The organism is Neorhizobium tunisiense, from assembly GCF_039631515.1.
In the GTDB taxonomy this organism is placed as follows: domain Bacteria; phylum Pseudomonadota; class Alphaproteobacteria; order Rhizobiales; family Rhizobiaceae; genus Neorhizobium.
In genome coordinates this window covers 92447-118764 of record NZ_JBDIUU010000002.1, presented here as the reverse complement: position 1 = coordinate 118764, position 26318 = coordinate 92447, and the positions used below count along the sequence as shown (strand labels likewise).

At 63.3% G+C, this 26318-nt stretch carries 21 protein-coding genes; 7 read left to right on the top strand and 14 right to left on the bottom strand.

What is annotated here, in order from left to right; translation table 11 throughout:
• Nucleotides 1–142: 142 nt before the first annotated feature.
• The 3 genes from ABCW43_RS09620 to ABCW43_RS09610 are packed head-to-tail and all read right to left on the bottom strand — an operon-like array spanning nucleotide 143 to nucleotide 3884.
• Nucleotides 143–2431 (bottom strand): xanthine dehydrogenase family protein molybdopterin-binding subunit, encoded by a 2289-nt coding sequence (locus tag ABCW43_RS09620; protein WP_345923599.1) that lies wholly within the window; start codon nucleotides 2429–2431, stop codon nucleotides 143–145.
• On the bottom strand, nucleotides 2428–3411 hold the full coding sequence (locus tag ABCW43_RS09615) for an FAD binding domain-containing protein (protein ID WP_345923597.1): 984 nt from the start codon (nucleotides 3409–3411) through the stop codon (nucleotides 2428–2430). The genes ABCW43_RS09620 and ABCW43_RS09615 overlap by 4 nt, the downstream gene beginning before the upstream one ends.
• Nucleotides 3411–3884 carry a (2Fe-2S)-binding protein gene (locus tag ABCW43_RS09610; RefSeq protein WP_345923595.1) on the bottom strand — a complete coding sequence of 158 codons (474 nt, stop codon included), beginning with the start codon at nucleotides 3882–3884 and terminating at the stop codon, nucleotides 3411–3413. The genes ABCW43_RS09615 and ABCW43_RS09610 overlap by 1 nt, the downstream gene beginning before the upstream one ends.
• Before the next feature lie 237 nt (nucleotides 3885–4121).
• Between ABCW43_RS09610 and ABCW43_RS09605 the strand changes: the two genes are divergently transcribed.
• Both ABCW43_RS09605 and ABCW43_RS09600 read left to right on the top strand, forming a co-directional pair.
• Nucleotides 4122–4715: a TetR/AcrR family transcriptional regulator gene (locus ABCW43_RS09605; RefSeq protein WP_345923593.1), complete on the top strand. Its 594-nt coding sequence runs from the start codon at nucleotides 4122–4124 to the stop codon at nucleotides 4713–4715.
• A gap of 385 nt (nucleotides 4716–5100) precedes the next feature.
• Nucleotides 5101–7059, top strand: a complete 1959-nt coding sequence (locus tag ABCW43_RS09600; protein WP_345923592.1) for a methyl-accepting chemotaxis protein — start codon at nucleotides 5101–5103, stop codon at nucleotides 7057–7059.
• A gap of 32 nt (nucleotides 7060–7091) precedes the next feature.
• Here the strand turns inward: ABCW43_RS09600 and ABCW43_RS09595 are convergent, their stop codons facing one another.
• The 3 genes from ABCW43_RS09595 to ABCW43_RS09585 form a co-directional block, all read right to left on the bottom strand.
• Nucleotides 7092–7919 carry a helix-turn-helix domain-containing protein gene (locus ABCW43_RS09595; RefSeq protein WP_345923590.1) on the bottom strand — a complete coding sequence of 276 codons (828 nt, stop codon included), beginning with the start codon at nucleotides 7917–7919 and terminating at the stop codon, nucleotides 7092–7094.
• On the bottom strand, nucleotides 7916–8281 hold the full coding sequence (locus ABCW43_RS09590; RefSeq protein WP_345923587.1) for a nuclear transport factor 2 family protein: 366 nt from the start codon (nucleotides 8279–8281) through the stop codon (nucleotides 7916–7918). The genes ABCW43_RS09595 and ABCW43_RS09590 overlap by 4 nt, the downstream gene beginning before the upstream one ends.
• A 90-nt stretch (nucleotides 8282–8371) precedes the next feature.
• Nucleotides 8372–8983 (bottom strand): LysE family translocator, encoded by a 612-nt coding sequence (locus ABCW43_RS09585; protein WP_345923585.1) that lies wholly within the window; start codon nucleotides 8981–8983, stop codon nucleotides 8372–8374.
• A 135-nt stretch (nucleotides 8984–9118) separates the two neighbouring features.
• On the opposite strand from ABCW43_RS09585, the gene ABCW43_RS09580 reads away from it, so the two are divergent.
• Complete coding sequence (locus tag ABCW43_RS09580) at nucleotides 9119–10270, top strand: DSD1 family PLP-dependent enzyme (protein ID WP_345923583.1); 1152 nt, start codon at nucleotides 9119–9121, stop codon at nucleotides 10268–10270.
• A 4-nt stretch (nucleotides 10271–10274) separates the two neighbouring features.
• Here the strand turns inward: ABCW43_RS09580 and ABCW43_RS09575 are convergent, their stop codons facing one another.
• The 5 genes from ABCW43_RS09575 to ABCW43_RS09555 form a co-directional block, all read right to left on the bottom strand.
• The gene (locus tag ABCW43_RS09575) at nucleotides 10275–11075 is read right to left on the bottom strand and encodes an ABC transporter permease (RefSeq protein WP_445738919.1); all 801 of its coding nucleotides are present in this window, start codon (nucleotides 11073–11075) and stop codon (nucleotides 10275–10277) included.
• Nucleotides 11063–11920, bottom strand: a complete 858-nt coding sequence (locus ABCW43_RS09570; protein WP_345923579.1) for an ABC transporter permease — start codon at nucleotides 11918–11920, stop codon at nucleotides 11063–11065. Before ABCW43_RS09570 ends, ABCW43_RS09575 begins: the two co-directional genes overlap by 13 nt.
• Nucleotides 11917–12960, bottom strand: coding sequence for an ABC transporter ATP-binding protein (locus ABCW43_RS09565; RefSeq protein WP_345923577.1), 1044 nt, complete (start codon nucleotides 12958–12960; stop codon nucleotides 11917–11919). Before ABCW43_RS09565 ends, ABCW43_RS09570 begins: the two co-directional genes overlap by 4 nt.
• A 90-nt stretch (nucleotides 12961–13050) precedes the next feature.
• On the bottom strand, nucleotides 13051–14088 hold the full coding sequence (locus ABCW43_RS09560; RefSeq protein ID WP_345923575.1) for an ABC transporter substrate-binding protein: 1038 nt from the start codon (nucleotides 14086–14088) through the stop codon (nucleotides 13051–13053).
• 88 nt (nucleotides 14089–14176) lie between these two features.
• A complete protein-coding gene (locus ABCW43_RS09555; protein ID WP_345923573.1) occupies nucleotides 14177–15151 on the bottom strand; it encodes an isopenicillin N synthase family dioxygenase in 975 nt (324 codons plus the stop codon).
• A gap of 127 nt (nucleotides 15152–15278) precedes the next feature.
• On the opposite strand from ABCW43_RS09555, the gene ABCW43_RS09550 reads away from it, so the two are divergent.
• The 4 genes from ABCW43_RS09550 to ABCW43_RS09535 are packed head-to-tail and all read left to right on the top strand — an operon-like array spanning nucleotide 15279 to nucleotide 20304.
• A complete protein-coding gene (locus ABCW43_RS09550) occupies nucleotides 15279–16388 on the top strand; it encodes a carbohydrate kinase (protein WP_345923571.1) in 1110 nt (369 codons plus the stop codon).
• 37 nt (nucleotides 16389–16425) lie between these two features.
• Nucleotides 16426–17355, top strand: a complete 930-nt coding sequence (locus tag ABCW43_RS09545) for a pseudouridine-5'-phosphate glycosidase (RefSeq protein WP_345923570.1) — start codon at nucleotides 16426–16428, stop codon at nucleotides 17353–17355.
• Nucleotides 17356–17378: 23 nt separating this feature from the next.
• Entirely contained in the window at nucleotides 17379–18188 is an 810-nt protein-coding gene (locus tag ABCW43_RS09540; protein WP_345923568.1) for an enoyl-CoA hydratase/isomerase family protein, read from the top strand.
• Nucleotides 18189–18198: 10 nt separating this feature from the next.
• A complete protein-coding gene (locus tag ABCW43_RS09535) occupies nucleotides 18199–20304 on the top strand; it encodes an acetate--CoA ligase family protein (protein ID WP_345923566.1) in 2106 nt (701 codons plus the stop codon).
• An 86-nt stretch (nucleotides 20305–20390) separates the two neighbouring features.
• Here ABCW43_RS09535 and ABCW43_RS09530 read toward each other — a convergent pair whose 3' ends face one another.
• Genes ABCW43_RS09530 through ABCW43_RS09520 form a run of 3 tightly spaced genes read right to left on the bottom strand, consistent with a single transcriptional unit; the run spans nucleotide 20391 to nucleotide 26285 of the window.
• The gene (locus ABCW43_RS09530) at nucleotides 20391–21368 is read right to left on the bottom strand and encodes a nucleoside hydrolase (RefSeq protein ID WP_345923564.1); all 978 of its coding nucleotides are present in this window, start codon (nucleotides 21366–21368) and stop codon (nucleotides 20391–20393) included.
• A 27-nt stretch (nucleotides 21369–21395) separates the two neighbouring features.
• A complete protein-coding gene (locus tag ABCW43_RS09525; protein WP_345923562.1) occupies nucleotides 21396–24872 on the bottom strand; it encodes an indolepyruvate ferredoxin oxidoreductase family protein in 3477 nt (1158 codons plus the stop codon).
• Complete coding sequence (locus ABCW43_RS09520) at nucleotides 24873–26285, bottom strand: FAD-binding oxidoreductase (protein ID WP_345923560.1); 1413 nt, start codon at nucleotides 26283–26285, stop codon at nucleotides 24873–24875.
• Nucleotides 26286–26318 lie beyond the last annotated feature (33 nt).

Here is a 26318-nt window from a genome sequence, read left to right as displayed (position 1 = left end):
TTGCGGGGGAGATGTCACCAGAGGTGACAGAGGGGGTGGTTCAGCGAATGCATTGGCCGAAGAGTATGTAGAACCACCCCCCTCTGCCCTGCCGGGCATCTCCCCCACAAGGGGGGAGATTGGCTGGGCGCACTCCCGTCAATCAGATCAGCTTCTCCAATGTAATCGGCAAATCGCGGACACGTTTGCCGGTCGCGTGGAAGACCGCGTTGGCGATTGCCGGCGCGACGCCGACGATGCCGACTTCGCCGACGCCCTTGCCGCCCAGCGCCGAGGCGCCGTAGTCGGGAATACCGACCGAGATCACCTCGATATGCGGCACGTCCGCGTTGGTGGGGACGAGATAGTCGCCCATGTTGCTGTTGACCGTCCGGCCGTTGCGCTGGTCGACGAGACCTTCTTCCAAGAGCGCCTGACCGATGCCCATGATGATGCCGCCCCGCCACTGGCTTTCCACCAGCCGCGGATTGTAGAGCCGGCCGCAGTCGAAGGCCGAGACGATGCGGGAGACCCTGACCGTCCCAAAATCCTCGTCCACCCGCACTTCGGCGAAATGGGCGCACCAGCTGTGCATGGAAAATTCGCCCATGGTCGGCCCCTGGACCCTTGCCATGCTCGTCCAGGCCTGATGTTGCTCCTGGGCGGTAGCACCATCCGGCAGCGTGTTCCTGAGAATCTCGATCTCGTCGCGGCCGAGCGCCGCCATCAGTTCTGAAAGCGTGAGCGACGGACCTTGATCACGGGGAACGGCAATGCGGCCGCCGCTGAAGGTCAGCGTATTGGCGCCGGTATAGCGCAGTGGCGATTTTTCGTCGTTGAGCGCCAACCCGATCAGTTCGTCCCGCGCCGCAGTCGCCGCCTTGTGCACGGCGCCGAGGATCGAGCCTGCCAGCATCGATCCGCCGGCGATCGCCGAACCCGGCAGCCGGGAGTCGCCAAGATGAACCTCGACCTGGTCGACTGGAATGCCGAACACTTCGGCCGCCGTCTGGGCAAGGATCGTGTAGGTCCCCTGCCCCATGTCGATCGCACCGCTGACCACCTCGACGCGGCCGTTGCCGAGGATGCGGATCATCGCCTCGCTGGGTGCCTGAAGGACCGGGAACGTGCCGCAGCCGATGCCCCAGCCGATGAGCTGGTTGCCGTCGCGCATGGAGCGTGGTTCATGGCTGCGTTTCGACCAGCCGAAGGCTTCCGCACCTTCGGTCAGCGCCTCGCGCAGCCGGCGGGTCGACCACGGTTTCCCCGACTGGTAGTCGCGGTCGGCATAGTTTTTGAGCCGCAGTTCGAGCGGGTCCATGCCGAGCTTGTAGGCCAATTCCTCCATGGCGCTTTCGATGCCGAAGGCGCTGGGGTTCTTGCCCGGGCCGCGCAGCGCGCCGGGTGTGACGGTGTTGACCGGCACGACCCGATGCTGCGACGAGAAGTTTTCGACCTTGTAGAGGATCGATGTCGCAGCACCGGTCTGCTCCGGCCAGTCCATATAGGTGGAGGTCTCGTTGGCGCCACGATGGACGATCGCCTGAAGGATGCCGTCTTCCGTCGCGCCGATCTTGATCGTCTGGCGCGTCGCGGCGCGGCCGCCATAATTCGTGAAATTCTGCGGTCTCGTGAGCGCAAGCTTGACCGGCCGGCCAAGCTTTCTTGCCGCGAAGGCGGCCACCGCGCCATATGCGAGAGCCGCCCCCTTCGAACCGAACCCACCGCCGATGAACGGCGAGATCAGGCGGACATTTTCATAAGGAATGCCGAACCACTCGGAATAGCTGCGCGCCATGCCGTGAGACCACTGGCTGGGTTCCCAGACCGTGATCCGGTCGCCATCCCACTTCACGGTCAGCCCATGAGGCTCCATCGCGACATGATATTCGCGCGGCGTACGATATTCACCTTCGATCTGCACGGGTGAGGCCGCAAGTGCAGCTTCGGCATCGCCCCACCCTGAGGTGAGGTTGTCCATCACCTTGCCTTCACCGGCAGCGGCGTCGTCGAAACTTGCCACATGCGCCGTCCGCTCATAGGTGATGCAGATCAGCTTTGCCGCCTCGACCGCCTGTTCGCGGCTTTCCGCAACGACGGCAGCGATCGACTGGCCATTGTACTGCACCTGCCGCGGCAGCGGATGATAAGGCTGGTTTTCCGGGCGATTGCCACCCCAGTCGGAGGCAACCAGGAGACCCAGGTCGTCATCCGGCGTCAGAACCATCAGCACGCCCGGGGCCGCAAGCGCCTTTTCCGTATCAACCTTGACGACGCGCCCCGACGGAACGGTGCTCTGCACGAGGATGGCGTAGACGAGACCTTCGACCGGATATTCGAGCGCATAGGTCGCGCCGCCGGTGACCTTCAGATTGCCTTCGAAACGCGTCTGGCGGCCGCCGACTGTCCCGTCGGAAGCATCGCCATGTTTGCGGGGTTCCATGATGGTCATGCGAGACCTCCAACTTTCAGGATGGCGCGGGCGACGACGCGCGGCGCAAGTTCGATCTTGTAGTGATTGGCGCCATGCGAAACGGCGCCTTCCATGGCGAGCCGGCTGGCCGCCTCGACGGTTTCGAGGCTGAGAACCTTGCCGACCAGCGCCTGTTCGACGTTGCGAGCCCGCCACGGCTTGGTGGCGACGCCGCCGAGAGCGACGCGGATATCGCGCACCGTCCTACCGTCCGTTTCGAATTCCAGGCCGACGGCTGCACTCGCCGCGGCGAATTCATAGGACTGACGGTCTCGGACTTTGAGATAGGTCGAATTCTTCGCCGCCGCCGAAGCCGGCACGGTGATCGCGGTGATCATCTCGCCACGTGCCAGCACGGTTTCCCGCTCCGGCGTGTTGCCGGGCAGAAGGAAGAAGTCATCGACCGATACGGTCCGCCCGCCGAGTTCAACCACGGCGTCGAAGGCGACGAGCGCGACGGCGAGGTCACCGGGATAGCTGGCGATGCAGGTGTCGCTGGTGCCGAGCACGGCATGGTTGCGGATAACGCCGCCGATCGCCGAACAACCGGCGCCGGGATTGCGCTTGTGGCATGCCGGAAACACGTCCGGCTCGCGAAAATACGAACAGCGCGTCCGCTGCAACAGATTGCCGCCGATCGTCGCCATGTTGCGGATCTGGGCTGACGCCGCCAGCGACAGCGATTCCGAAACTGCCGGGAAAGCAGCTCGGATGCCGGCGTGATCGGCAACCTCCCCCATCTTGGCAAGCGCGCCGATCTTGGCGCCACTGTCATCGACCGCGATCCCGCCGAGACCGGAGAGATGGGTGATGTCGACGACGGTTTCCGGTTCCATCACGCCGCATTTTGCAAGATCGAGAAGCGTCGTACCGCCGGCGAGCAGCATGGCGCCGGACTGCAGCGCCGCATTGCGGGCCTCATCGGCCGAAGCGACGCGGATATAGGAAAAGTCCCTCATCACGCCATCTCCGCCGCTTCGCGCACCGCCGCGACGATGCTGTTATAGGCTCCGCACCGACAGAGATTGCCGGACATGTATTCGCGGATTTCCTCGTCGGATCCCGCATGGCCTTCGCGGATGCAGGCGACTGCGGACATGATCTGGCCGGGCGTGCAATAGCCGCACTGGAAGGCATCATGCTCCACGAAGGCGGCCTGGACGGGGTGCAGCTCGCCGTTTTCGGCGGCGATCCCCTCGATCGTGGTGATCTGCCGGCCTTCGACCTGGGCTGCGAGCGTCAGACAGGAAAGCACACGGCTGCCGTCGACATGACAGGTGCAGGCGCCGCACTGGCCCTGGTCGCAACCCTTCTTGGTGCCGGTCAGAGCCAGATGTTCGCGCAGCGCATCGAGCAGGGTGACACGCGGTTCGACATCGAGGTCGTGCCGCCTCCCGTTGATATCGAGCGAAAGATGAATGGTTCGTGTCATGGATCAAGCTCCTGCCATTGTCACGAGAATAAGAATTTAAAGCCTGGGACGGGCTGGCCGACTGGCTGCGATGCCCTAGATGATGCCAGGCCGAGAGAAGCACCGGCACATTTCGGCATGACATCCGTCCCCCTCTGGAATAAGAAGTGGAAGGCACTCCGGATAATCGGAGGCGCCTCCGTTTAAACTAGTGGCTTACGGATTTTCGTCAAGCCCCCATTTGCCTGGAGCAGTATTTTGGCCTCGGCCGAGCCGAAGACGACACCCCTCGCATCGACCAGGCTTCGCGCCGATGCCCGCCGCAACCGCGAAAAGCTGGTCGAGGTGGCGGCCGCAGCCTTTGCGGAAAAGGGCGTCGAGACTTCGCTGGAAGATATAGCACGGCAGGCCGGCGTCGGCATCGGCACGCTTTACCGCCATTTTCCCAGCCGCGAGCATCTCGTCGAGGTGGTCTATCGCCGTGAGCTTGAAGGCCTGGCGAGCGCCGCTACCGAGCTTGCCAGGCAACATTCGCCGGACATGGCGCTCGAGGAATGGATGCGGCGCTTCGTGGGCTACATCGCCACCAAACGCGGCATGGCCAACAGCCTGCGCATCCTCATGACCTCCAACTCCTCCCTTTTTTCCGAGGGCTCGGGCCTCATCCGCGGCGCGCTGGAAAGTCTTTTGAAGACCGCAGCCGATGAAGGGTGTATCCGCCGCGACATCGAAACGACCGATCTCCTGCACGCGCTGTCGAGTATCTATTCCATGCCGGAATCGCCCGAATGGCGTGAGCGGTCGCATCGCCTGATCGGCCTGCTGATGGACGGCCTGCGGACCCGCAGATAACCCGTCGTATCCGTACCGTATCGGCCGGTCGGATAGGCTAGATTTCGCATGTCACTTGAACGGAATATCAAGCAATCTCCGATTGACAGGTAACCTGTTACTCAGATGATCCGGCTTCAATATTATTGTTATAAAATAAACGGATAGCCCAGACGAAATTTCGAATTTTCGCGCCGAAATTTATCAAAAGTCATTATATACTATCAAAATTCAATCTGTCGTTAAAGAGTTTGATCCTAAGCTCCCGGCTACCGCGCGACCGCCATCCGGTGTAGCGCAGGAGCCGGTATGAAACCGGTTCTCTTCCCACACCGCCAGATATCAGATCTGCGCGTGAAAACGCGTTGCCTCATTCGAGGCCTCACCATTTCCGGAGCCGAACCTCATGTCCCGACTCTCCATTCGCAGCTCGCTCATCGCCGTCTTCGGCGCGATCGCGGCGCTCGTCGCCGTTCTCGCCTGGGCGGCCATTTCCTCGCTCTCCAATGTCGCCGGAAATCTCACGACGATTTCGCAAAACTCGATGCCGAGCGTCCAGGCCTCGAAGAATATCGAGACGGCCCTTCTCGGAATGACGGTCGCTTATATGGGCCATCTGACGACGACCTCGGACTTCGGCATGGAGACTGCTGAAAAGCTGATCGCCCAGCAGTCCGACGCGCTCAAGGCTGCTCTCCAGACCTACACGCCGCTGATCTCCAGCGATCAGGAAAAGCAGATCATCGACCAGGTCCAGGCGGGCATCGACAAATACGTCCTCAACGGGCAGAAGATGCTAGACTTCTCCCGCAAGGCCTCCGACGCCCGCGCCCGCGTCGAGATGGAAAAGATGCGCGTCACCATCCTGCCGGTCATGGAAGCCGTGACCAGGCTGGTCAGGTCGAACACGGACGAAGCGGCCCTCGAAACCGCCAAGGCGGAAACGACCTATTCCACCGCGCTCACCACGATGGAAATCATCCTCGGCATTGTCTTCCTGCTGATCGTTGGTGCCGCCGTCTACGTGATGTCCGGTATCGCCCGCCCCATCCAGCGCATCACGGCGTCGATGAGCGGCCTTGCCGCCGGCGACACCGCTACAGAAATCCCCTTTGCAGGACGCCGGGACGAAGTCGGCGCGATGGCCGGTGCCGTGGAAGTCTTCCGCCAGGCTGCGATCTCCAACAGGCAGCTTCAGGAACAGGCGGAGGAAGCCCGCGCCCAGGCCGAAGCCGACCGTATCCGCCTGCAGGAAGAGGCGGAAGCCTCCGCTCGGGCCCGCCTCCAGCAAGCGACCTCCGGCCTTGCAGCCGGCCTGCGCCGCCTTGCCTCCGGCGACCTCGCCTTCCAGCTCAACGAGCCCTTCGCTCCGGATTTCGAAGCCCTGCGCGAAGACCTGAACTCCGCCGTGTCCCGCCTCGGCGCAGCGCTTTCCGAAGTCGCCGGCTCCGCCCAATCGATCGACAGCGGTTCGCGTGAAGTCAGCCAGAGCGCCGACGACCTTTCCAAGCGGACCGAACAGCAGGCAGCCTCGCTCGAAGAGACCGCCGCCGCCCTCGACGAAATCACCGCTAACGTCTCGAACTCTTCCAAGCGTGCGGACGAAGCAAAGACGATCGCCCTGCAGGCAAATTCCAGCGCCGCCCAGTCGGGCGCGGTCGTCGCCAACGCTGTCGATGCGATGCAGCGCATCGAACAATCATCCAGCCAGATCTCCAACATCATCGGCGTGATCGACGAGATCGCCTTCCAGACCAACCTCCTGGCGCTGAATGCCGGCGTCGAAGCAGCCCGTGCCGGTGACGCCGGCAAGGGTTTCGCGGTCGTCGCCCAGGAAGTCCGCGAACTCGCCCAGCGTTCGGCCAATGCCGCCAAGGAGATCAAGGATCTGATCCGCAAGTCGGGTACCGAGGTCCAGAACGGCGTGAAGCTGGTGCGCGAGACCGGCGACGCGCTGAAGACGATCGAATCCCACGTCATCACCATCAACGAGCATATCAATGCCATCGCCACCGCCGCCCGCGAACAGTCGGTCGGCCTCGCCGAAGTCAATACGGCCGTCAACCAGATGGACCAGGTGACCCAGCAGAACGCCGCAATGGTCGAGGAAACCAATGCTGCCGGCGCCAACCTCGCCTCGGAAAGCACCAAGCTGCGTGATCTCCTCACCCGCTTCAAGCTTTCGGAAGGCAGCCAGCGTTCCGGAATGCAGCAGCGGCCGGCCTATGGCTCCGCTCCGGCCCCGGTCGGCCGCAATGCGGCTCCGCAGGAATCCCCGGCTCGCCGCCTTGCGCAGCGCGTCAGCAATTCCTTCGGCGGCGGCGCAGCCGCCGCAACCGCCGAATCTCAGTGGACGGAATTCTGATCCGCTGACCAAAGCGTCTCTCTTTGAGGCGCTTAACTGTCGCTCTTCGACGGCCCGGCCTCTGCCATCTGGCGCAGGAGCCGGGCCGTTTCGTCATTGGCGGGAAAGAAGGATTCGACCGCCAGTTCCGACAGCGTCACATCCACCGGGGTTCCGAAGACCGTCGTGGTCGAGATGAAGGACAAAACCCCGGCCTCCGTCCGCAATTCCATCGGCACGACAATACCCGCATAATCGTGTCTCGGCACCGATTTCGCCGCCCCTTCCGGCATCGGATAGCCGGACAGCTCTTCCAGCAGTATCTGAAGAATACGGTCACCCGTCGCAGCGATCTGCTGGTGCAGCCGTTCGAGCAGGTGATTGCGCCATTCGACAAGATTGGCGATGTGAGGCGCAAGGCCCCGAGGATGCAGGCTGAGCCGCAGGACGTTCACCGGCCCCTCGATCAGCGACCGGTCCGCGACGCCTGCAAGCAGCGGCGCCACCGCGGCATTGGCGGCGACCAGCGTCCAGTGCCGGTCGATCGCGAGTGCCGGAAACGGCTCGTGACCCTTCAGCACCATATCGATCGCCCGCCGCGCCGGCTGGAGTGCCGGATCGTCGAGCCTGCGCTCGGCAAAGACCGGCGCGAAACCGGCGGCGAGCAGCATCGGGTTACGCTCGCGGAGCGGCACGTCGAGCCGCTCCGCCAGATGCAGCACCATGTCCCGGCTCGGGGCCGCCCGCCCGCTTTCGATGAAGCTCAGGTGACGCTGCGAGATATCGGCCTCCAGCGCCAGGTCGAGCTGGCTCATGCGCCGGCGGCGGCGCCAGTCGCGCAGGAAATCACCGAGAGGGCGGGCGGACGTTAGCGTTGTCATGCGGCGGCCGGAACCTGGTCGAGGAACCCGTAGACCGACTTCAGCCGGCCGTTTTCCAGGGTGGCGAAATCCGTGCCCTTGATCAGCGCCTCGCCACCTTCCGGACCAAGCCCCCAGGAGAAGCGCAGGTTGTCGTCATAACCGTCGGCCGGGCCGATCAGCGTAAAGCGAAAGCCCGGAAACCGCGCCTGGACGCCCTCGACCAGGGAACTTACCCCTTCATGGCCTGCGCCGCGCATCAGCGGGTCGACGTAGAACCCGTCCTCCGCCCAGGCCTCGGCGATCATCGCCTTGCGGCGGATGGCATCGGTCTCGTTCCAGATGGCGAGATAACGTTCGGCATTGGTGTTCGCATCGGTCATGTCTTTTCTCCTTGAGATCGCCCGGCTCGTTGCAGGCAGGGGGATCATGCGGGAGGGCATGCATCATCTCAATTACGCGGCAGGTAATAACTATCGCGCCGAAAGCGCAAGCCGCGCGCCGAGAAGAACGAAGGCCCCGGCGAAGACGCGGCGCATCCAGGCAAGAATGTTCGGGCGCGAGATCACGTGATTGCGCACCGAGGCGGCGAACAGCCCGTAGAGAACGAAGACGCCGAAGGTCATCAGCATGAAGACGAGGCTGAGCTCGGTCATGCGCAGAACGGGTGCGGCCTCGTCATGGGCGACGAACTGCGGCAGGAAGGCAAAGAAGAAGATCGACAGTTTCGGGTTGAGAAGATTGGCGAGAATGGCCGACACGATGACCTGCCGGACGGATTTCGGCGTCCGGTCCGTCTCGACCGTCAGCGCCCCCTTCTCCTTAAGCACCTGCCACGCCATGAACAGCAGGTAGGTGACGCCGAGATATTTGATGACTTCGAAGGCCAGGGCGCTGGCATGCAGCAGCGCTGCAAGGCCCGAGACCGCCGCGATCATGTGCGGCAGGATGCCGAGCGTGCAGCCGAAAGCGGCAATGAGGCTCGCCCGCGCGCCGCGGGACAGGCCGGCAGCGAGTGTGATCAGCACGCCGGTGCCCGGCGAGGCGACGACGATGAGGGAGGTGATCAGGAATTCCGGGCTCATGGACTGTCCTTTCAAGGTGTTTGCCCATCGCTACCGAAGAACCGATCGTCGATCTTGAATGAAATTGCAGGGCGGCGATTGCCTGGGCGAAGCGAGGAACCTATCGTCGCGCCATCTCATTGCGGATCCGATCTCATGACCTCCTCTCCCAGCGACCTCGACATAGGCTACGACGTACCGGCAGCCGTCGGTGACATCATTGACGACATCCAGACCCCGGCGCTGATCATCGACCTCGACGCCTTCGAACGGAATGTCGAGCGGATGAAGGTTTATGCCGAGGTGATGGGTGTGCGCCTGCGCCCGCATGCCAAGACCCACAAGTCGGCCGATGTCGCGCTTTACCAGATGCAGAGCGGCGGCGCCGTCGGCATCTGCTGCCAGAAAGTGTCCGAAGCAGAAGCGCTGGTGCGCGGCGGCGTCACCGACGTGCTCGTCGCCAACGAAGTCGCCGATCCGAAAAAGATCGACCGGCTGGCGCGGCTCGCGAAGAGCGCCCATGTCACCATCTGCGTCGATGACCCGGCAGCCGTCGCCTCGCTTTCCGAAGCGGCTGCCCGGCATGGCGCGACGCTCGACGTGCTGGTGGAGATCGATTGCGGCGCCCGCCGCTGCGGCGTGTTGCCCGGCGCGCCGGCCGTCGAACTGGCAAAGATGGTCGCTGCGGCGCCGAACCTCGCCTTCGTTGGCATCCAGGCCTATCACGGCAGCGCCCAGCATATCTACGATCCGGCGGAGCGCCGGGCCGCAATCGACAAGGCGATCGGCATGGCGCGCGAGACAACAGACCTGTTGCGCGACGCAGGACTGGAGCCGAAGATCGTTACCGGAGCAGGCACCGGGACCCACAATCTCGAAGGCGCGTCCGGCCTCTATAACGAGATCCAGCCCGGCTCCTATATCTTCATGGATGCCGATTATGCCCGCGTCCGCGCGACCGAGGGCAATGGCACCGTCGGCGGTTTCGAACATGCGCTCTTCGTGCTGACCTCGATCATGAGCAAGCCGGCCTCCGGCCGCGCCGTCTGCGACGCGGGCCTGAAAGCCCATTCGATCGACAGCGGCCTGCCGACCGTCTTCGAACGCCCCGACCTCAAGTTCGTCAGCGCATCGGACGAGCACGGCAAGATCGAGGACCCGCAGGATACGCTGAAACTCAACGACCGGCTGCGCCTCGTGCCGGGCCATTGCGACCCGACCTGCAATCTCTACGACTGGTATGTCTGCGTGAGGAACGGCCGCGTCGAGGCACTCTGGCCGGTCACTGCCCGCGGCAAGCTCTTCTAAACGCCTAGAAGCGGTGGATGCGCAGGCCCAGCACCTTCTCCGAGATAACCACCACCGCCATCGTCAGCACGATCGAGCAGGTCGAGACGGCCGCCGCTTCGGGTGTGAAGTTGGTGCGCAGGTAGTCGAACAGCTGAATCGGCAGCGTCGACATGCCGACCCCCTTCAGCATGAAGGAGATGGTGAAGATGTCGAAGGAGATGATGAAGGCGAACAGGCAGCCGCCGATGACGCCCGGCTTGATCAGCGGCAGCATGATGCGCCTAAAGCGGGTGAAGCGTCCTGCGCCCAGGCTTTGCGCCGCAAGGCTCCAGGCGGGATCGTAGCTTTCCATCGAGGCCGAGACGTTGATGAACACGAAGGGCAGCGTGATCAGCACGTGACCGACGACCATGCCGACAAGGTTCTGAGTGCCGAGGCCGACCGAATAGACGAAGAACAGCAGCGAGATCGCGGTCAGCACTTCCGGCAGCAGAAGCGGCGCCAGCATGGCGACACGCACCGTTTCCTTGAGCTTGCCGGCATGGGTCACGTAGAACATCGCCGCCATCGTGCCGATGATCCCGGAGATCACCATGGTCAGCGCCGCGATCCACAGCGAGGTGCGGATCGCCCGCATGAACACCTCGTTGTTGAAGAACACGAGATACCAGCGGAAGGACAGCCCCTGCGGCGGAAAGGTGAGGAAGGCGCCGGCATTGAACGAGGCGATGACGACGACCGCAATCGGCGCCAGCAGGAAGGCGTAGATGACCAGGCAATAGACGGTGAAGAACGGTTTCGACATGCGTCTCAAGCCTTCCATTTCATGACGGTCAGCCGACCGAAGATCACAACGACGATCGCGCCGGTTACCGACAGCATCAGCGCCAGCGCCGAACCGAACGGCCACTGGAACGTATCGATCAGCGCATCCACCACCGTCACCGCCATCGTCTTGACCCGCAGGCCACCGATCAGCGACGGCGTCACATAGGCGCTGAGCGATAGCACGAAGACGAGGATGCAGCCCGCCTGGATGCCCGGCAGCGACAAAGGCAGGGTGATGCGCCGGAAGGAGGTGACCTTCGACGCCCCGAGCGAACGGGCAGCCGCCTCAAGCGACGGATCGATGCCCTGGATGGCGCTCATGATCGGCAGGATCATGAAGGGCAGGAAGACATGCACCAGCGCGATGATGATGCCGAGCGCGTTGTACATCAGCGGCAACGGCCCATCGATCAGGCCCCAGCCCGCCAGCGTGCGGTTGATGATGCCGTTATTGCCGAGCAGGATCGTCCAGCCGTAACTGCGGATGACGATGCCGACGAGCAGCGGCGAGAGCACCAGCGCATAACCGAAGGCGCGAAAGACCGAGGCCCCGCGCGCGAGTTGCCAAGCGACCGGATAACCGAGGACCAGGCATATGAAGGTCGTCAGGAAGCCGATCCACAGCGTGTTGATCACCTGCTGGACATAAAAGAAGTCCGAGAAGAATTTTCCGTAATTGCCAAAGGTGAAGCCCGGCCCATAAGGCGTTCCCTGCCCCGGCATGCGGAAGCTCATGACGACGATGTTGAGATAGGGCAGCACCAGGAATACGCCGAGCAGGATCGCGGCAGGCGCGATCAGGAGTAGCGGTCCAATGCGTTTCTTGGCGGGCGCATTCATGCCGCACTTCCGAGCGGCCAGAAGCGATCGGCCGGCGCATGCACGAGCACCTCGTCGCCATCGGCGAACCGAGTGCGCGGAAAGGTCTGGACGTTGACGACGGTCCCGCCTGCCAGCTCCAGCCGGTAATCGACGAGGCTGCCGGAATAATAGCTGGACAGAACCTTTGCCGACGCGCCTGAGGCGCCTGAGTTGACCGGCAGAAGCTCGACCGCTTCCGGACGCAGAGCCAGCATCAACTCGACACCGTCGGCAAAATCTCCGCTGACCGGCACGTCGCCGAAGGCGGTCGAAACGACGCTGTTGCCGACCTTGCCGCGGATGATGTTCACCTGCCCGACGAACTCGGCGACTTCCAGATTGGCCGGCCGCTCGTAGATATCCGAGGGCGTGCCGATCTGGGCGATACGGCCTCCGAACATCACCACCACCCGGTCGGACATTGTCATGGCTTCGGCCTGGTCGTGGGTGACGTAAACGGTAGTGATGCCGACCCGTCGCTGCAGGTCGCGGATGAAGACGCGCATCTCCTCGCGCAGCTTGGCGTCGAGATTGGCGAGCGGCTCATCGAGCAGAAGGATCTTCGGCTCGATGACGAGAGCGCGGGCAAGCGCCACGCGCTGCTGCTGACCGCCGGAGAGCTGGCGCGGATAACGCTCCGAATAACCGGTGAGCTGCACCATATCCAGCACCTTTGCGATGCGGGCACGGATCTCGTCCTTCGCAATCTTGCGCATCTCCAGCCCGAAGGCGAGGTTCTTCTCGACCGTCATGTGCGGGAAGAGCGCATAGTTCTGGAAGACCATGCCGATATCGCGCTTTTCGACCGGCATATGCACGACGTCACGCCCGTCGAAGCGGATCGCTCCTTCGGTCGCATCCTCGAAACCGGCGATCATCTTCAGCGTCGTCGTCTTGCCGCATCCCGACGGCCCGAGCAGCGAGATGAACTCGCCCTCCGCTATCTTGATCGAAATGCTGTTGACCGCAGGCCCCTGCCCGTAGTCCTTGGTCAGCTTTTCGATGCTAACCTCTGTCATGAAATTCCACTTTCCATTTGAAGAGCCGGACCCCGAAAAAAGCCGATCATGGCCTGTCCTCATGGCAGGCCATGATCGCAGTTGGGGAAATCACTTGACGGTCTTCGCCCAGCGTTCGGCGAGCTCGCCCTGCTTCTCGTTGACGAAGCCCCAGTCCCAGGTGAGAATCTTGTCCATGTCGGCACCGGAAACCGGTACGTCGACCTTGAGCTCGGCCGGCACGACCACCTTGGAATTGGTCGGCGAGATGAAGAATTCCTTCATCATCATCCCCTGCACTTCCGGCGACAGCAGGAAGTTGGCGTATTGGTAGGCCAGCTCCTTTTCCGGGGCGTTGGCGAGGATGTTGATGGTCTGGTCAAACATGAACATTCCCTCTTCCGGGATGATACAGTCGACCGGCAGGCCCTGGCGGCGCAGGCGGGCGATTTCGCCGAAGTCGAACGGCGCGACGACGATTTCGCCGGAAGCCAGGCCGGTCGACATGTTGAAGTCCACCTGGATCACCGAGCCGAGCTTCTGAAGTGCTGCAAAACCGGCATCGACGTCATACTGGTCCTTGCCGAAAATCTTCGAAAACAGCAGCAGTTCCATCTTGCCGGCGCTGTTGGCGAAGTTGTAGAGGCCGATCTTGCCCTTGAACTCCGGATTGTTCCAGAGGTCCTTCCAGGATTTCGGCTTGGTCTTCACCAGATCCGTACGGTAGCCGATGCCGATCGGCGAAACGGCACCGATCGCGCCCCAGCCGTCGGTCTTCTTGGCCAGCGGATAGAGATCGGCGTAGTTCGGCAGCTTGGTGAGGTCGAGCTTTTCGAAAAAGCCCTCCTTGCGCAAGCCGGAGGCGAACACCTCGTTGGTCATCACGATCGAATAGGGCGGCTTGGCAGCGCCCGCCGCACGCAGGTTGGCGCCCCAGACGCGGCCGTTGCCGACGTCGAGCGTCACCGCCGTGCCTGTCTGCTTGGTGAAGGCGGGACCGACGGTCGAACGCCAGTACTGTTCCCACACGCCGCCGAGCGTCGGCACGACCAGCGTCTTCTGTTGCGCCCGTGCCGGAAGGCCGAAAAGGCCGGCCGCAGCGAGTGCACCCATTCCGGCAAGCGTTTGCCGCCGTGTCAAATCCATCATGTCCAGTTCCCCTTGTTACGATCTTTGATCGATAGGTGCCGGCGGTGTTCCGCTTCTGCGCACGGGTTCAGTCGAGTTTAGTCGTCGATCAGCCTTTCGAAAAAGCCTGTTTCGTCTTCAGGTCGATGTATTCGCCATAGCTGATCGGCTCATATTTGGCGCCACCCTTTACGAAGGGAGGCAGGCACTCAATTACCGTATCCTTGGCCGGATTGAGGAAGAACGGGATCGACTGGCGCCGCGCAGTGCCCTTGAAACCGGTCGGCGGATTGGCGACGCGGTGCGGCGTCGACACCCATTCGTCATTCGTCCAGCGCATGAACGCATCGGCGATGTTGATCACGTAGGCGCCCTCGATCGACGGGGCATCCAGCCATTCGCCATCGCGGTTGCGCACCTGCAAGCCGCCGGCCGAAGCCTCCGAGCGCAGGATGGTCATGAAACCATAGTCGGTATGGACGCCGGCGCGCATCTGCCCCGGCAGCGGCGATTCGTCCTGTTCCGGGTAGTTGATGACACGCAGTGCCGAGAGATGGTTTTCGAAAGAGGGCTCGAAATAATCCTGGTCGAGCCCGATCGCCTGGCAGAAGATGCGGCGCATATGCTTGGCGAGAATTTCCATTTCCTTGAAATAATCGCGGAATGCCTGTTCCAGACCGTCCGGCCGGTCCGGCCAGGTATCGCCGGGAAGGTTCCGGCCGAAGTTCAGGCTTTCCTTGTAGTCGCCCGGCGTCTTGAACCCAAGCGTCGCGGCAAGCGCCTCCTCGGCAATCGGCGAAAAGGAAACGCCACCGAGAACGCCGGCACCGCGCCCTTGCGTCGTCTTCCAATCCTGCGGGTAGTCGAAGAAGGCGCGGGCGAGATTGTAGAGCCTCGATGTCGCTTGGGGCGAAACGCCGTGACCGGTGACGAGGAAGAAGCCGGTATCGCGGCAGGCCGTTTCAATCGTCTTCACGACCGCGGCGGCACCTGGCTCATTGCGGATGAAGGGGCCGACATCGATCACCGGAATGCCGGGGACGGCACCATGGGATGACGCGGGATTGGCACTAGAAACGGGCACGGCCTTCCTCCAATTCACATCTGACAAACAGATGTTGACAAAAACATCTGTTGTTGTCCATATCAAAATTAACGAAGTTGCAACGCGGTTCTCTACCCAAGGACGCCCCAAGGACGATCGACTGAACATGGATGACCTTGCGCCACAGGAAGCGGCCGTCCTGGCAATCATCAAGGACAACCCGTTCGCGGGCCAGCAGGAGATCGCCACCATGCTCGGGCTGGCGCGCTCGACGGTCGCCGCCCACATCGTCCAGCTGATGCAGAAGGGCTATATCCTCGGCCGCGGTTATGTGATGCCGGCCGAAACCCGCGCCGTCTGCATCGGCGGCGCTGTGCTCGACCGCAAGTACCGCGCCAAGCAGGATCTGGTCTTCGAAACCTCGAACCCGGTCGATGGCGTAAGAAGCCTCGGAGGCGTCGCCCGCAACGTGGCGGAAAACCTGGCGCTACTCGGCACCACGACCAGTTTCGTATCGATCGTCGGTGACGACGAAGGCGGGCGGGCCGTCCTGAAGCACATGCGCGACCGCGGCATCGATGTCAGCCAGATCATCACCACCACCGAGCGCCCGACGGCGGAATATGCCGCGATCCTCGACACCAAGGGCGACCTCGTGCTCGGCATTGCCGACATGAGCATTTTCGATCTGCTGCTGCCGAGCCATATCGAGCGCATCTGGCCGCATCTCGCCGCCGCAAGCTGGGTGTTTTCCGACTGCAATCTGCCCGCCGAGACTCTTTCAGCCCTCATCGCCAAGCGCCAGGGTGCCCGTTTCCGGCTGGCGATCGACGCGGTCTCGACACCCAAGGCGGCCCGCCTACCAAGGGACCTCACCGGCATCGACCTCCTGTTCATGAACATCGACGAGGCGAACGCGGTCCTCGGGCGCAACGCGCATGAAACGATCGATGACGCAAAGGAAGCGGCGATCGCCCTGCAGGCCGCCGGAGCGCGCGAGGCGGTCGTCACCATGGGTCCACGCGGCATTGCGGTTGCCGGCACCGAAGGCGCCAGAACCTTCCCGGCCGTACATGCCCGGCCGGTCGACATCACCGGCGCGGGCGACGCCATGATCGCCGGCACCTTGCACCGCATCCTGCACGGCGAAGATACCTATCATGCGGCCCGCACCGGCGCGCTGCTCGGCACGCTGACGACCGAAAGCACCGCAAGCGTCCATACGGAATTGTCCGAACGCTTCCTGGAAGCCAATATGCACCGACTGGCCGGCTGAATCTCAGTCGCCGAACATCGATCTAAGGAATACCGAAATGGCCCTCATCAAACCGAAGCTGAGCCGCGAAGTGGCCGAGACGATCGCCGCAGGCGGTCCGGTCGTGGCGCTGGAATCGACCATCATCACCCATGGCATGCCCTACCCGGCCAATCTCGAAACCGCGCTCGGCGTCGAGGCCGTGATCCGTGAGAACGGCGCGATCCCGGCCACCATCGCCGTCGTCAACGGCGAGCTGCGCGTCGGCCTGGAACATAGCGAATTGGAAGAACTCGCCCAGGCCAAGGGCGTCGTGAAGGCATCCGGACGCGACCTCGCCGTCGCCATGGTGCGCGGCCAGTCGGCAGGCACCACGGTTTCCGCCACCATGCTGATGGCCGATCTCGCCGGCATCGACATTTTCGCCACCGGCGGCGTCGGCGGCGTGCATCGCGGCGCCGAACAGACTTTCGACATTTCCGCCGACCTGACGGAGCTCGGCCGCACGAAAACCGCCGTGGTCTGCGCAGGCGTCAAGTCGATCCTCGATATCGCCAAGACGCTCGAATATCTCGAAACCCAGCGCGTCCCGGTCATCGCCTACGGCACCGACGATTTCCCGGCTTTCTTCACCCGAAAGAGCGGCTTCAAGGCCGACCACCGGCTCGATACGCCGGAGGAGATCGCCAGGGCCATGTATCTGCACCACCAGCTCGGCACCGGCACCGGCCTGATGATCGCCAACCCGATCCCGGAAGCGGCTGCCCTGACGCCTGACTTCATCGACGGCACGATCTCGGACGCGGTGCGCGAAGCCGACGAACGCGGCATCGGCCGCAAGGAACTGACGCCCTTCCTGCTCGCCCGCATCAACGAACTGTCCAAGGGCGAGAGCCTCAAGGCCAATATCGAGCTGGTGAAGAACAATGCGCGGCTCGCCGCGAAGATGGCCGTCGCCTACGCGGCGCTGAAGAAGGTCGGCAAGTAATTTCAGGAACAAGGGGAACTGCCATGAGCTACGAGACGATCCTTTACGAGAAGGATTTGACTGACAAGTTCGCGACGATCACCATCAATCGCCCCGACAAGATGAATGCGATGAACAAGACGGTGATCCGCGAGATCGACGCCGCTGTTGCCGCAGCCGTCGCAGACCCGGACGTCAACGCACTGGTCATTACCGGCGCGGGCCGCGCCTTCTCCTCCGGCTACGACCTGCAGGGCGACGATTTCGACGTCGATATCGACTTCTGGCGCGTGGATATGACGGAAAATGCCGAAGCGCTGCTCAATATCTGGCGTGCGCCGATCCCGGTCATTGCCTCGGTCAACGGTTACGCGCTTGCCGGCGCCCTGGAGCTGATGATGTGCTGCGATCTGGCGATCGCCGCAGACAACGCCAAGTTCGGCGAACCGGAAGTGCGCCACAATTCCGGCCCGCCGGCGCTGATGATGCCCTGGCTGCTCGCCACCCGCGACGTGCGCTGGCTGATGTTCACCGGCGACATGGTGGATGCGCAGGAAGCGCTGCGCATGCACCTGATCAACAAGGTCGTGCCGGCCGATCAGCTCAAGGAAAAGACCGAGAACCTCGCCCGCAAGCTGGCCCGCATGCCGGTGCCGGCGCTGAAATACACCAAGGCCTCGATCAACAACCAGCAGATGGTCGCCGGCCTGATGCCTTCCTTCCAGTACAATATCGAGGCGATCGCCGCCCTCCACGTGACCCGGCAGGGCCGCGAATGGATGGCGAACCTCGCAAAGATGTCTCTGAAGGAATACCTCGCCTTCCGCGACGATCCCTTCAAGGGCCTCGACTGAGGCCTTGGCCATGGCGGCCAACACGCCTGAGGCAATGCAGGCCCTGATGGCGCCGCGCTCCATCGCAGTCGTCGGCGCCACCGAGCGCGCCGACGCCTCGTCCGGCTTCGTGATGAAAAACCTGGTGCGCTTCGGTTATCAGGGGAAGATCATCCCGGTGCACCCCAAGGCCGAGGCGATCTTCGGACTCCGCGCCTCGCCCTCCCTCTCCGCACTGGATATGCCTCCGGATGTGGCCGTGATCGGGATCGCCGCCGACAAGGTGATCGCGGCTCTCGAAGAAGCCGGACGCACCGGTGTCAAGGCGGCTGTCGTACTGGCTTCAGGCTTCGCCGAGCTGGACGACGCCGGCCGGGAACGACAGCGGCAACTGGTCGAGATCGCCGAGCGCTACAGCATGGCGATCTGCGGCCCGAACTGCCTCGGCCTCTTCAATCTCGGTTCTGGCGCGGCACTCTATTCCTCCAGCCTCTCGACCAATCTCCAGAAAGGCCGGTTCGCGATCCTCTCCCATTCCGGCGCCAGCGCAATTGCCCTCGGGAATACCGGAAGATTCGGGCTGAGCCACATCGTCTCCTCCGGCAACAGCGCCGCGACCGATATTTCCGACTACCTCGATTTCCTGGCAACGGATGACGAGACCAGCGCCGTCGGCATCGTCATCGAGGCCATCCGCGAGCCCGAAAGGCTGGCCGCCGCGATGGAGAAAATGCACGCGGCAAACAAGCCGGTCATCGCGCTCCGCGCCGGCCGCTCGGAGCGGGGCGCCCAGGCGACCGCCGCCCATACCGGGTCGCTCGCCGGCAGCAACGACGCCTACCGCGCCTTCTTCCGCCGGGTCGGCATCATCGAAGTACCGGACATGGACGGCTTCATGGAGACGGCGACGCTCTGCCTGATGCTGAAGGACCGACCGGCCAACCCCGGCGTCGCGATCGTCGGCGTCTCCGGCGGCGGCGTGGCGCATGTCTCCGATATCGCCGACGAAGTCGGCCTTTCACTGCCCGATCTGCAGCCGGAAACGGTTGCCCGGGTAAAGGCACTGTTGCCACCCTTTGCCACACCGCAGAACCCTCTCGATACGACCGGCATCGTCTTCGCCGACGAGGGGATCTATCGCGATGTCCTGCACGCGCTCGCGGACGATCCGTCGATCGGCCTGATCGTCGCGACGCAGGATGCGCCTGCCGGCCTCGACGATTTCTGCGCGTCCGAATATCTCGGCATCGCCGAAGCGGTTTCCGACTATGCGGAAACAGGCAAGGCGCCGGTCGTGTTCATGAGCAACCTCTCCTCCGGGCATCATGCGGATGTCGAGGCAAAGCTTGCGAGCGTCCCGGTTCTGCGAGGCACGAAAAGCGCGCTGACGGCCGTTCGCAGTCTTATGACGCAAGACCGCGCCGTCTCGTGGCCCGGCGTGACTGCATTGGAAACGAAATCCCTGCCCGCAGGCACCCTGACGGAACGCGAAGCCAAGGCGCGGCTCGCCGCCGAGGGCCTGCCGGTGCCGAAGGAGCACCTCGTCACGGATGCGAATACAGCCGCAGAAACAGCCAGACGACTCGGCTTCCCGGTGGTCATGAAGATCGAGTCGCCGGATATTCTTCACAAGACCGACGCCGGCGGCGTGAAGCTCGGCATCGCTTCTGAAGCGGAAGCCCGCACCGCCTTCGACGCCATCATGGCAAACGCCCGTGCCTATGCTCCCGACGCCGTACTGCGCGGCGTCTCGGTGCAGGAAATGGTGACGGGCGGTATCGAGACACTGGTCGGCCTGGTCCGCCACGAACCCTTCGGTTTCGGCCTCGTCGTCGGCATCGGCGGCGTGCTGGTGGAACTGGTGAACGACGGCGCCTTCGACCTCCTGCCGATCGACCTTGCCCGCGCCGACGCCATGATCGATGAGACGAAGCTCGCAACGCTGCTGCAAGGTTATCGCGGTGCGCCGAAGGCGGATCGCAAGGCGCTCGCCGAGCTGCTGGTCAAGATATCGGACTTTGCGGCCCGGTACGGCGACGATATCGAGGCGGTCGATCTCAATCCGGTGGCCGTCCTGCCGGAGGGCAGAGGCGCGCGCATCCTCGATGCGCTGATCATTTCGCGAAAGATGCCGTGAAGTGTTATTGCGGCCTCTGTTGGAAACCGGAGGACGGCCCCAAACACCCTCATTCCTGTGCTCGTCACAGCAATGAGGGTGAAGCGCTACACCAGCCGCAGCTTCGGCGGAGCCGCATTCTCCGCGCGGCCGAACCATGACAGCCGCTCGGTCAGCAGCGCGTAAAAGCCATCGGCATCGACGTCACGCATGAACATCGCGTTCTTCGGGCGGCCCGAAACGCCCCACCAGTCGGCGACGGTCATGCCCTTGGTGAGTTCGGACTCCGTCTCGATCTCCACATTGCAGAGCCGCCCGGAATAAAGCTCCGGCTTCAGCAGATAGGCGATCACGTTCGGATCGTGCAGCGGCCCGCCCTCGCTGCCGTATTTGGCCACGTCAAAGCGCTCGAAATAATCGAGCCAGCCGACCACGGCGTCGGATAGCGGCGTGCCGATCGCCTGGATCGCGGCGACGCGGGCGCGGGTCGTCAGCGTCTTGTGGGTGACGTCGAGCGGCATCATCACGATCGGCACGCCCGAACCGAAGACAACGGCGGCGGCCGGCGGATCGACATAGATGTTGAATTCGGCGGCCGGCGTGATGTTACCGCCCTCGAAAAGCCCACCGCCCATCAGCACCACGCGCCGGATGCGGCCGGCAATTTCCGGCACCCTGGTGAGCGCCTTGCCGAGATTGGTCAGCGGTCCGAGCGTACAGACGGTCACGCTGCCCGCCGGCTCGCTCTCAATGGTCTCGATGATGAAATCGATGCCATGTTTGTCCTGAAGCGGCATGGTCGGTTCGGGCAGGTCGGCACCATCGAGCCCGGTCGCGCCGTGCACATGTTCGGCCGTGACCAGCGGCCCGCTCATCGGCCGGTCGCAACCGGCAAACACCTTGATCTCGGGACGACCCGCGAGCTCACAGATCTTGCGGATGTTCCTGGTCGTCAGCGACAACGGCACGTTGCCGGCGGCGGCGACAATACCCAGCACCTCGATTTCCGGGCTTGCGAGCGCCAGCAGAATGGCCAGTGCGTCGTCCTGGCCGGGGTCGGTATCGATGATGATCTTTTCTGCCATGCGGAAAACTCTCAGGAACGATGACTGTTACGCGACATGGGTGAGCGGCTCCCTCGCCCGCCATTTCGCAAGGAGATCGGTTCTGCGCTTCTCGTAGCGCCGGACGGAGGCAAGTTTGACATGGCCGAAACCGCGAACCATATCCGGCAGCCCGGCAAGCTCGACGGCGATCGAATGCCCATGGGCATCAAGCCCCTCGGAAAGCTCGGTTACGAGGCTAAAATAGTCCGCGATCAGCTTCCGCTCCATCCGCCGCTCCACCGTGCGGCCGAACGGATCGAAGGACGTGCCGCGCAGGAATTTCAACTTTTTGAGCACTCCGAATGCGGGCCGGATCCATGCGCCGAACGCGATCTTGGCGGGATGGCCGGTGCGCTGGTCGATCCTGGCGATCATCGGCGGCGCGAGGTGATGTTTGATCCTGAAATCGCCTTCGAACTGCTCGCTGAGCTTCTTTTCAAAGCTCCGGTCGCGATGCAGGCGCGCGACCTCGTATTCGTCCTTGTAGGCCATCAGCTTGAAGGCATTCTTCGCTACCGCCTCGGCAAATCCGGTCACGCCGCGCAGCCGCATCTCGGCTGATTTCGCGATATCGACGAGACCGGCATAACGGGCCGCATAGGCGGCATTCTGGTAGTCCGTGAGGAAGGCGATGCGACGGGCGACGATCTCTTCCAGCGTCTCCGCCTTCGGTTCGGTCTTCGCTACTCCGGCCTCACGGGCGACGGCTTCCACATTGACTGCGGCCCGTCGGCCCCAGTCGAAGGCGGCGCGGTTCATCGCAATGCCGGTGCCGTTGAGTTCGATCGCCTTGTCGATCGCGGTGAGGCTGATCGGCACCAGCCCGCGCTGCCAGGCATGGCCGAGCAGGAACATGTTGGAGGCGATCGCATCGCCAAGCAGTGCCGTCGCCATATCGGTTGCCGCAACGGTTTCGACCGCATCGTCGCCCGCCGCGCGGCGCAGCGATTTCAGCGTCGCCTCCTGACGGAAATCGATGGTCGTGTCCTTCACGAAGGAGGCGGTCGGCGCGAAATGGTCGTCGATGATGGCCCGCGTCTTGTTCTTCGCAAACGAGGCGAGCGAATTCTTCTGGGCTGCGACGACGATATCGAAGCCGAGCACGAGATCGCTTTCGCCGGGGCCGACCCGTACCGCGTTGATCTGCGCCGGGTCCTTCGCCAGCCGGATATGCGAAACGACGGAGCCGTTCTTCTGGGCAAGCCCGGTCTGGTCGAGCGTCACCAGTGCCAGCCCGTCGAGAAGCGCTGCCTGGGCGAGAATGGCGCTGACGGTGATGACGCCCGTGCCGCCAATGCCGGCCAGCAGCATGCTGTAGGGTGTCTCGAACGTCGCGGTGAACACGGGCAGCGGCAAGTCGTCGGTCTTCACCGATTTCGACTTGCCCGCCGGCTTGCGGATACTCCCGCCTTCGACAGTGACGAAGCTCGGACAGAAGCCCTTGATGCAGGACAGGTCGGTATTGCAGCTCGACTGGTTGATGCGCCGTTTCCGGCCGAACTCGGTCTCCTGCGGTTCGATGGAAATGCAGTTGGACACGGCGGAACAGTCGCCGCAGCCTTCGCAGACCAGTTCGTTGATGAAGGCCCGCTTGTCCGAAACCGGGTAGGCGCCGCGTTTCCGCCGGCGGCGCTTTTCGGCGGCACAGACCTGATCGTACACCAGCACCGTCACGCCGGGGATATCGCGCAGCTCCCGCTGCACCGCGTCGAGTGCGTCGCGGTGATGGATGGAGACTTCGCGCGGCAGATTGCCCTGCCAGACTTCTGGCCGTTCCGCGACCACGACGACGCGCGCCGCACCTTCGGCCAGCATCTGGCCTACGATGCCCGGCACGGTGACGTCGCCATCATGTTTCTGGCCACCGGTCATGGCGACGGCGTCGTTATAGAGGATCTTGTAGGTGGCGTTGACCTTGGCCGCGATCCCGGCGCGAATGGCGAGCAGGCCCGAATGGAAATAGGTCCCATCGCCCATGTTGACGAAGATGTGCTTCTCGTCGGTGAAGGGCGACAGGCCGATCCAGGCACCACCCTCGCCGCCCATCTGGGTGAAGGTCGAGGTGTTGCGGTCCTCGTTGCCGATGATCATCATGTGGCAGCCGATGCCGGTCGAGGCGCGGCTCCCCTCCGGCAGGCGGGTCGATATGCTGTGCGGACAGCCTGAGCAGAAATAGGCCTCGCGTTTCAGGGCCGTCGCCTCGACGCCCATGGTGATCGACATTTCCTCGATGAAACGCGCCTTGGCCTGCAGCGCCTCATCGAGATTGTCGAGCCGGGAGAGAATCGCTTTCGCGACCGACAGCGTGCCGATCTCGCCGACTGCCTGCAGCAGCGTCGCACCACTCTCGCCGGCCTTGCCGAACACGCGGGGGCGACGGTCGGTGGAGAGATTGAAGAGCTGGGCCTTGATCTGGTCTTCGAGGATCGAGCGCTTTTCCTCGACCACGAGCAGTTCGTCCACGCTCGATGCGAAATCCGCAATGCCCTGCGGCTCCAGCGGCCAGACCAGACCGACCTTGTAGAGCGCGATCCCGAGTTCAGCCGCACGCGCCTCGTCGATGCCGAGCAGAGCCAGGGCGCCGAGAAGATCGAGCCAGGATTTGCCGGTCGAGACGATGCCGAGCCGGGCGCGACCCGTGCCACCCCAGATGGGGCGGTCGATCCGGTTGGCGCGGGCAAAGGCCTGCACGGCGAGCATCTTGCGCTCCAGCCGCAGTTCCATCGCATGTGGCCCGTCCGGCCAGCGCAGCGACAGGCCGTCCGGCGCGAAGGTCTCTTCGGGGATAACGATCTGCGGCTTGTCCGGATCGAGATCGACAGTCGCCGAACATTCGACGATCTCGGTCTGGCACTTGAAGCCGATCCAGGCGCCGGAATAGCGGCTCATCGCAATCCCGAGCAGGCCGTATTCGATATATTCGCCGACACCGGCCGGCGACAGCAGCGGCACCATGGCCGAGATCAGATTGTGCTCGCTCTGGTGCGGCAGCGTCGAGGAAACCGCGCCGTGGTCGTCGCCGACCAGCAGCAGCACGCCCCCGTTCGGGTTGGTGCCGATCGCGTTGGCGTGGCGGATGACATCCATGCTGCGGTCGACGCCCGGCCCCTTGCCGTACCACATGCCGAACACGCCGTCGTAACGCACACCCTCGAACATGCCGGTCTGCTGCGTGCCCCAGACGGCGGTGGCCGCCATGTCCTCGTTGAGGCCCGGATGGAATTTCACATGCGCCGCATCGAGAAATTTCTTCGCACGTCCCATCTCGCGGTCGAAACCGGCAAGCGGCGAACCGCGATAACCGGAAACGTAACCGGCGGTATTCAACCCCCGCGCCAGATCTCGGCTTCGCTGGATCATCGGCAGCCGCACCAGCGCCTGCGTGCCCGACACCAGAATGCGGCCCTTTTCCAGCGTGTAGCGGTCGTCGAGGCTGACCTTGCTGTCCAAGAGGTTCGTGTCCGGCGCGGCATGGATAGACATCTAGGCTCGCTCCGCCTGCAGCACCGAGGCCGGCGCCTCGAAGACCCGGCCGCGATTGAGAATGTAGTTCGGATCGAAGGCGGATTTCAGCCGGCGCATCGTGGCGATCTCGGCTTCGCTACGGGCATATTTCAGATATTTCACCTTGTCCGTGCCGATACCGTGCTCGGCGGAAACACCGCCGCCAACCGCCTTTATGCCCGAGAAGATCGCTTCGGCGACCTTTTTCTCCTGGCTGCTGAACATGCAGTAATGCAGGTTGCCATCGCCCAGATGGCCGAAAATATAGGTCCGCGCCTCCGGATCGATCTCCTCGACGGCGTGCGCCGCCCTGTCGAGGAATTCCTGCATGCGGGACAGCGGCACGGAAATATCGAAGCCGATCGTAACCCCGTTGCCGAACAGATAGTCGTTGATGCCGTCGCGAATGCCCCAGAGCCCGTTGAACTCGCGCATCGAATTGGAGAGCACCACGTCGGTCGCAAGCCCCTCTTCCAGCGCGGTGGCAAGGGCCGCTTCGAAACGCTCATTGTCCTGATCCGGCGCCTGCCCCTGGATCTCGACCATGGCATACATGCCGGCCCCTTTTTCGACCGGCGGACGGATGCCCATATAGTCGACCGTGCCTTCATAGACATTCGGAAAGATCGCCTCGAAGGCGGAGAGCAGACCGGACAGCTCGACCCGGAGCTTCGCCAGCAATTCCTGCGCTGCTTTGAGCGACGGCAGCGCCACGAAGGCGTTGCGCTCGACCAGCGGCTTCGGATGCAGCTTCAGGCAGGCACGGGTGACGACGCCGATCGTGCCTTCGGTGCCGATGAACAGCGGATTGAGGTCATAGCCGGAATTGTCCTTCGCCAGGCCCTTGAGCGAGGAGAGGATCGTGCCATCCGGCAGCACCGCTTCCAGCCCCATGACCTGCGCTCGGTACATGCCATAGCGCAGAACCCGGATACCACCGGCATTGGTGGCAATATTGCCGCCGACCGTCGCGGTGCCGCGGGCGCCAATATCAACGCCGAAAAACAGGCTCGCATCGCTCGCCGCCTGCTGAACGACCTGCAGCGGCGTGCCCGCCTTGACGATCATCGTCTGGGCCGCGGCGTCGATCGACTCGATGCCGTTCATCCGTTCGAGCGAGACGGAGACCTCGCCATCGACCGGCCGGGAGGAGCCGGAAAGGCCGGTGCGGCCGCCCTGCACAACGATCGGCTGGCGGAGTTCATTCGCAATAGAGAGAATGGCGGAAACGTCTTCGGTGTTGCGCGGACGCAGGACAGCGGCGGGTCGGCTGCCACGAGCAGTCGCATCGGCGGCATAACCATCCGAAATCGCATCGCCGGTGAGCATCGCAGCGCCATCCAGCCGGTTTTCGAGGCTGGAGAGAAGACGGTTCACGCGATCGGAGGACAAGATGCTCTCCTCCGCAATGCCAGCTTCATTGCC

Bases quoted from the DNA above. Each gene is read 5' to 3' on its own strand.
- ABCW43_RS09620 (WP_345923599.1), bottom strand. From the start codon at position 2,431: ATGACCATCATGGAACCCCGCAAACATGGCGATGCTTCCGACGGGACA.
- ABCW43_RS09550 (WP_345923571.1), top strand. From the start codon at position 15,279: ATGGATGACCTTGCGCCACAGGAAGCGGCCGTCCTGGCAATCATCAAG.
- ABCW43_RS09615 (WP_345923597.1), bottom strand. From the start codon at position 3,411: ATGAGGGACTTTTCCTATATCCGCGTCGCTTCGGCCGATGAGGCCCGC.
- ABCW43_RS09560 (WP_345923575.1), bottom strand. From the start codon at position 14,088: ATGATGGATTTGACACGGCGGCAAACGCTTGCCGGAATGGGTGCACTC.
- ABCW43_RS09545 (WP_345923570.1), top strand. From the start codon at position 16,426: ATGGCCCTCATCAAACCGAAGCTGAGCCGCGAAGTGGCCGAGACGATC.
- ABCW43_RS09525 (WP_345923562.1), bottom strand. From the start codon at position 24,872: ATGTCTATCCATGCCGCGCCGGACACGAACCTCTTGGACAGCAAGGTC.
- ABCW43_RS09575 (WP_445738919.1), bottom strand. From the start codon at position 11,075: ATGGAAGGCTTGAGACGCATGTCGAAACCGTTCTTCACCGTCTATTGC.
- ABCW43_RS09590 (WP_345923587.1), bottom strand. From the start codon at position 8,281: ATGACCGATGCGAACACCAATGCCGAACGTTATCTCGCCATCTGGAAC.
- ABCW43_RS09565 (WP_345923577.1), bottom strand. From the start codon at position 12,960: ATGACAGAGGTTAGCATCGAAAAGCTGACCAAGGACTACGGGCAGGGG.
- ABCW43_RS09600 (WP_345923592.1), top strand. From the start codon at position 5,101: ATGTCCCGACTCTCCATTCGCAGCTCGCTCATCGCCGTCTTCGGCGCG.
- ABCW43_RS09585 (WP_345923585.1), bottom strand. From the start codon at position 8,983: ATGAGCCCGGAATTCCTGATCACCTCCCTCATCGTCGTCGCCTCGCCG.
- ABCW43_RS09530 (WP_345923564.1), bottom strand. From the start codon at position 21,368: ATGGCAGAAAAGATCATCATCGATACCGACCCCGGCCAGGACGACGCA.
- ABCW43_RS09595 (WP_345923590.1), bottom strand. From the start codon at position 7,919: ATGACAACGCTAACGTCCGCCCGCCCTCTCGGTGATTTCCTGCGCGAC.
- ABCW43_RS09570 (WP_345923579.1), bottom strand. From the start codon at position 11,920: ATGAATGCGCCCGCCAAGAAACGCATTGGACCGCTACTCCTGATCGCG.
- ABCW43_RS09610 (WP_345923595.1), bottom strand. From the start codon at position 3,884: ATGACACGAACCATTCATCTTTCGCTCGATATCAACGGGAGGCGGCAC.
- ABCW43_RS09535 (WP_345923566.1), top strand. From the start codon at position 18,199: ATGGCGGCCAACACGCCTGAGGCAATGCAGGCCCTGATGGCGCCGCGC.
- ABCW43_RS09580 (WP_345923583.1), top strand. From the start codon at position 9,119: ATGACCTCCTCTCCCAGCGACCTCGACATAGGCTACGACGTACCGGCA.
- ABCW43_RS09540 (WP_345923568.1), top strand. From the start codon at position 17,379: ATGAGCTACGAGACGATCCTTTACGAGAAGGATTTGACTGACAAGTTC.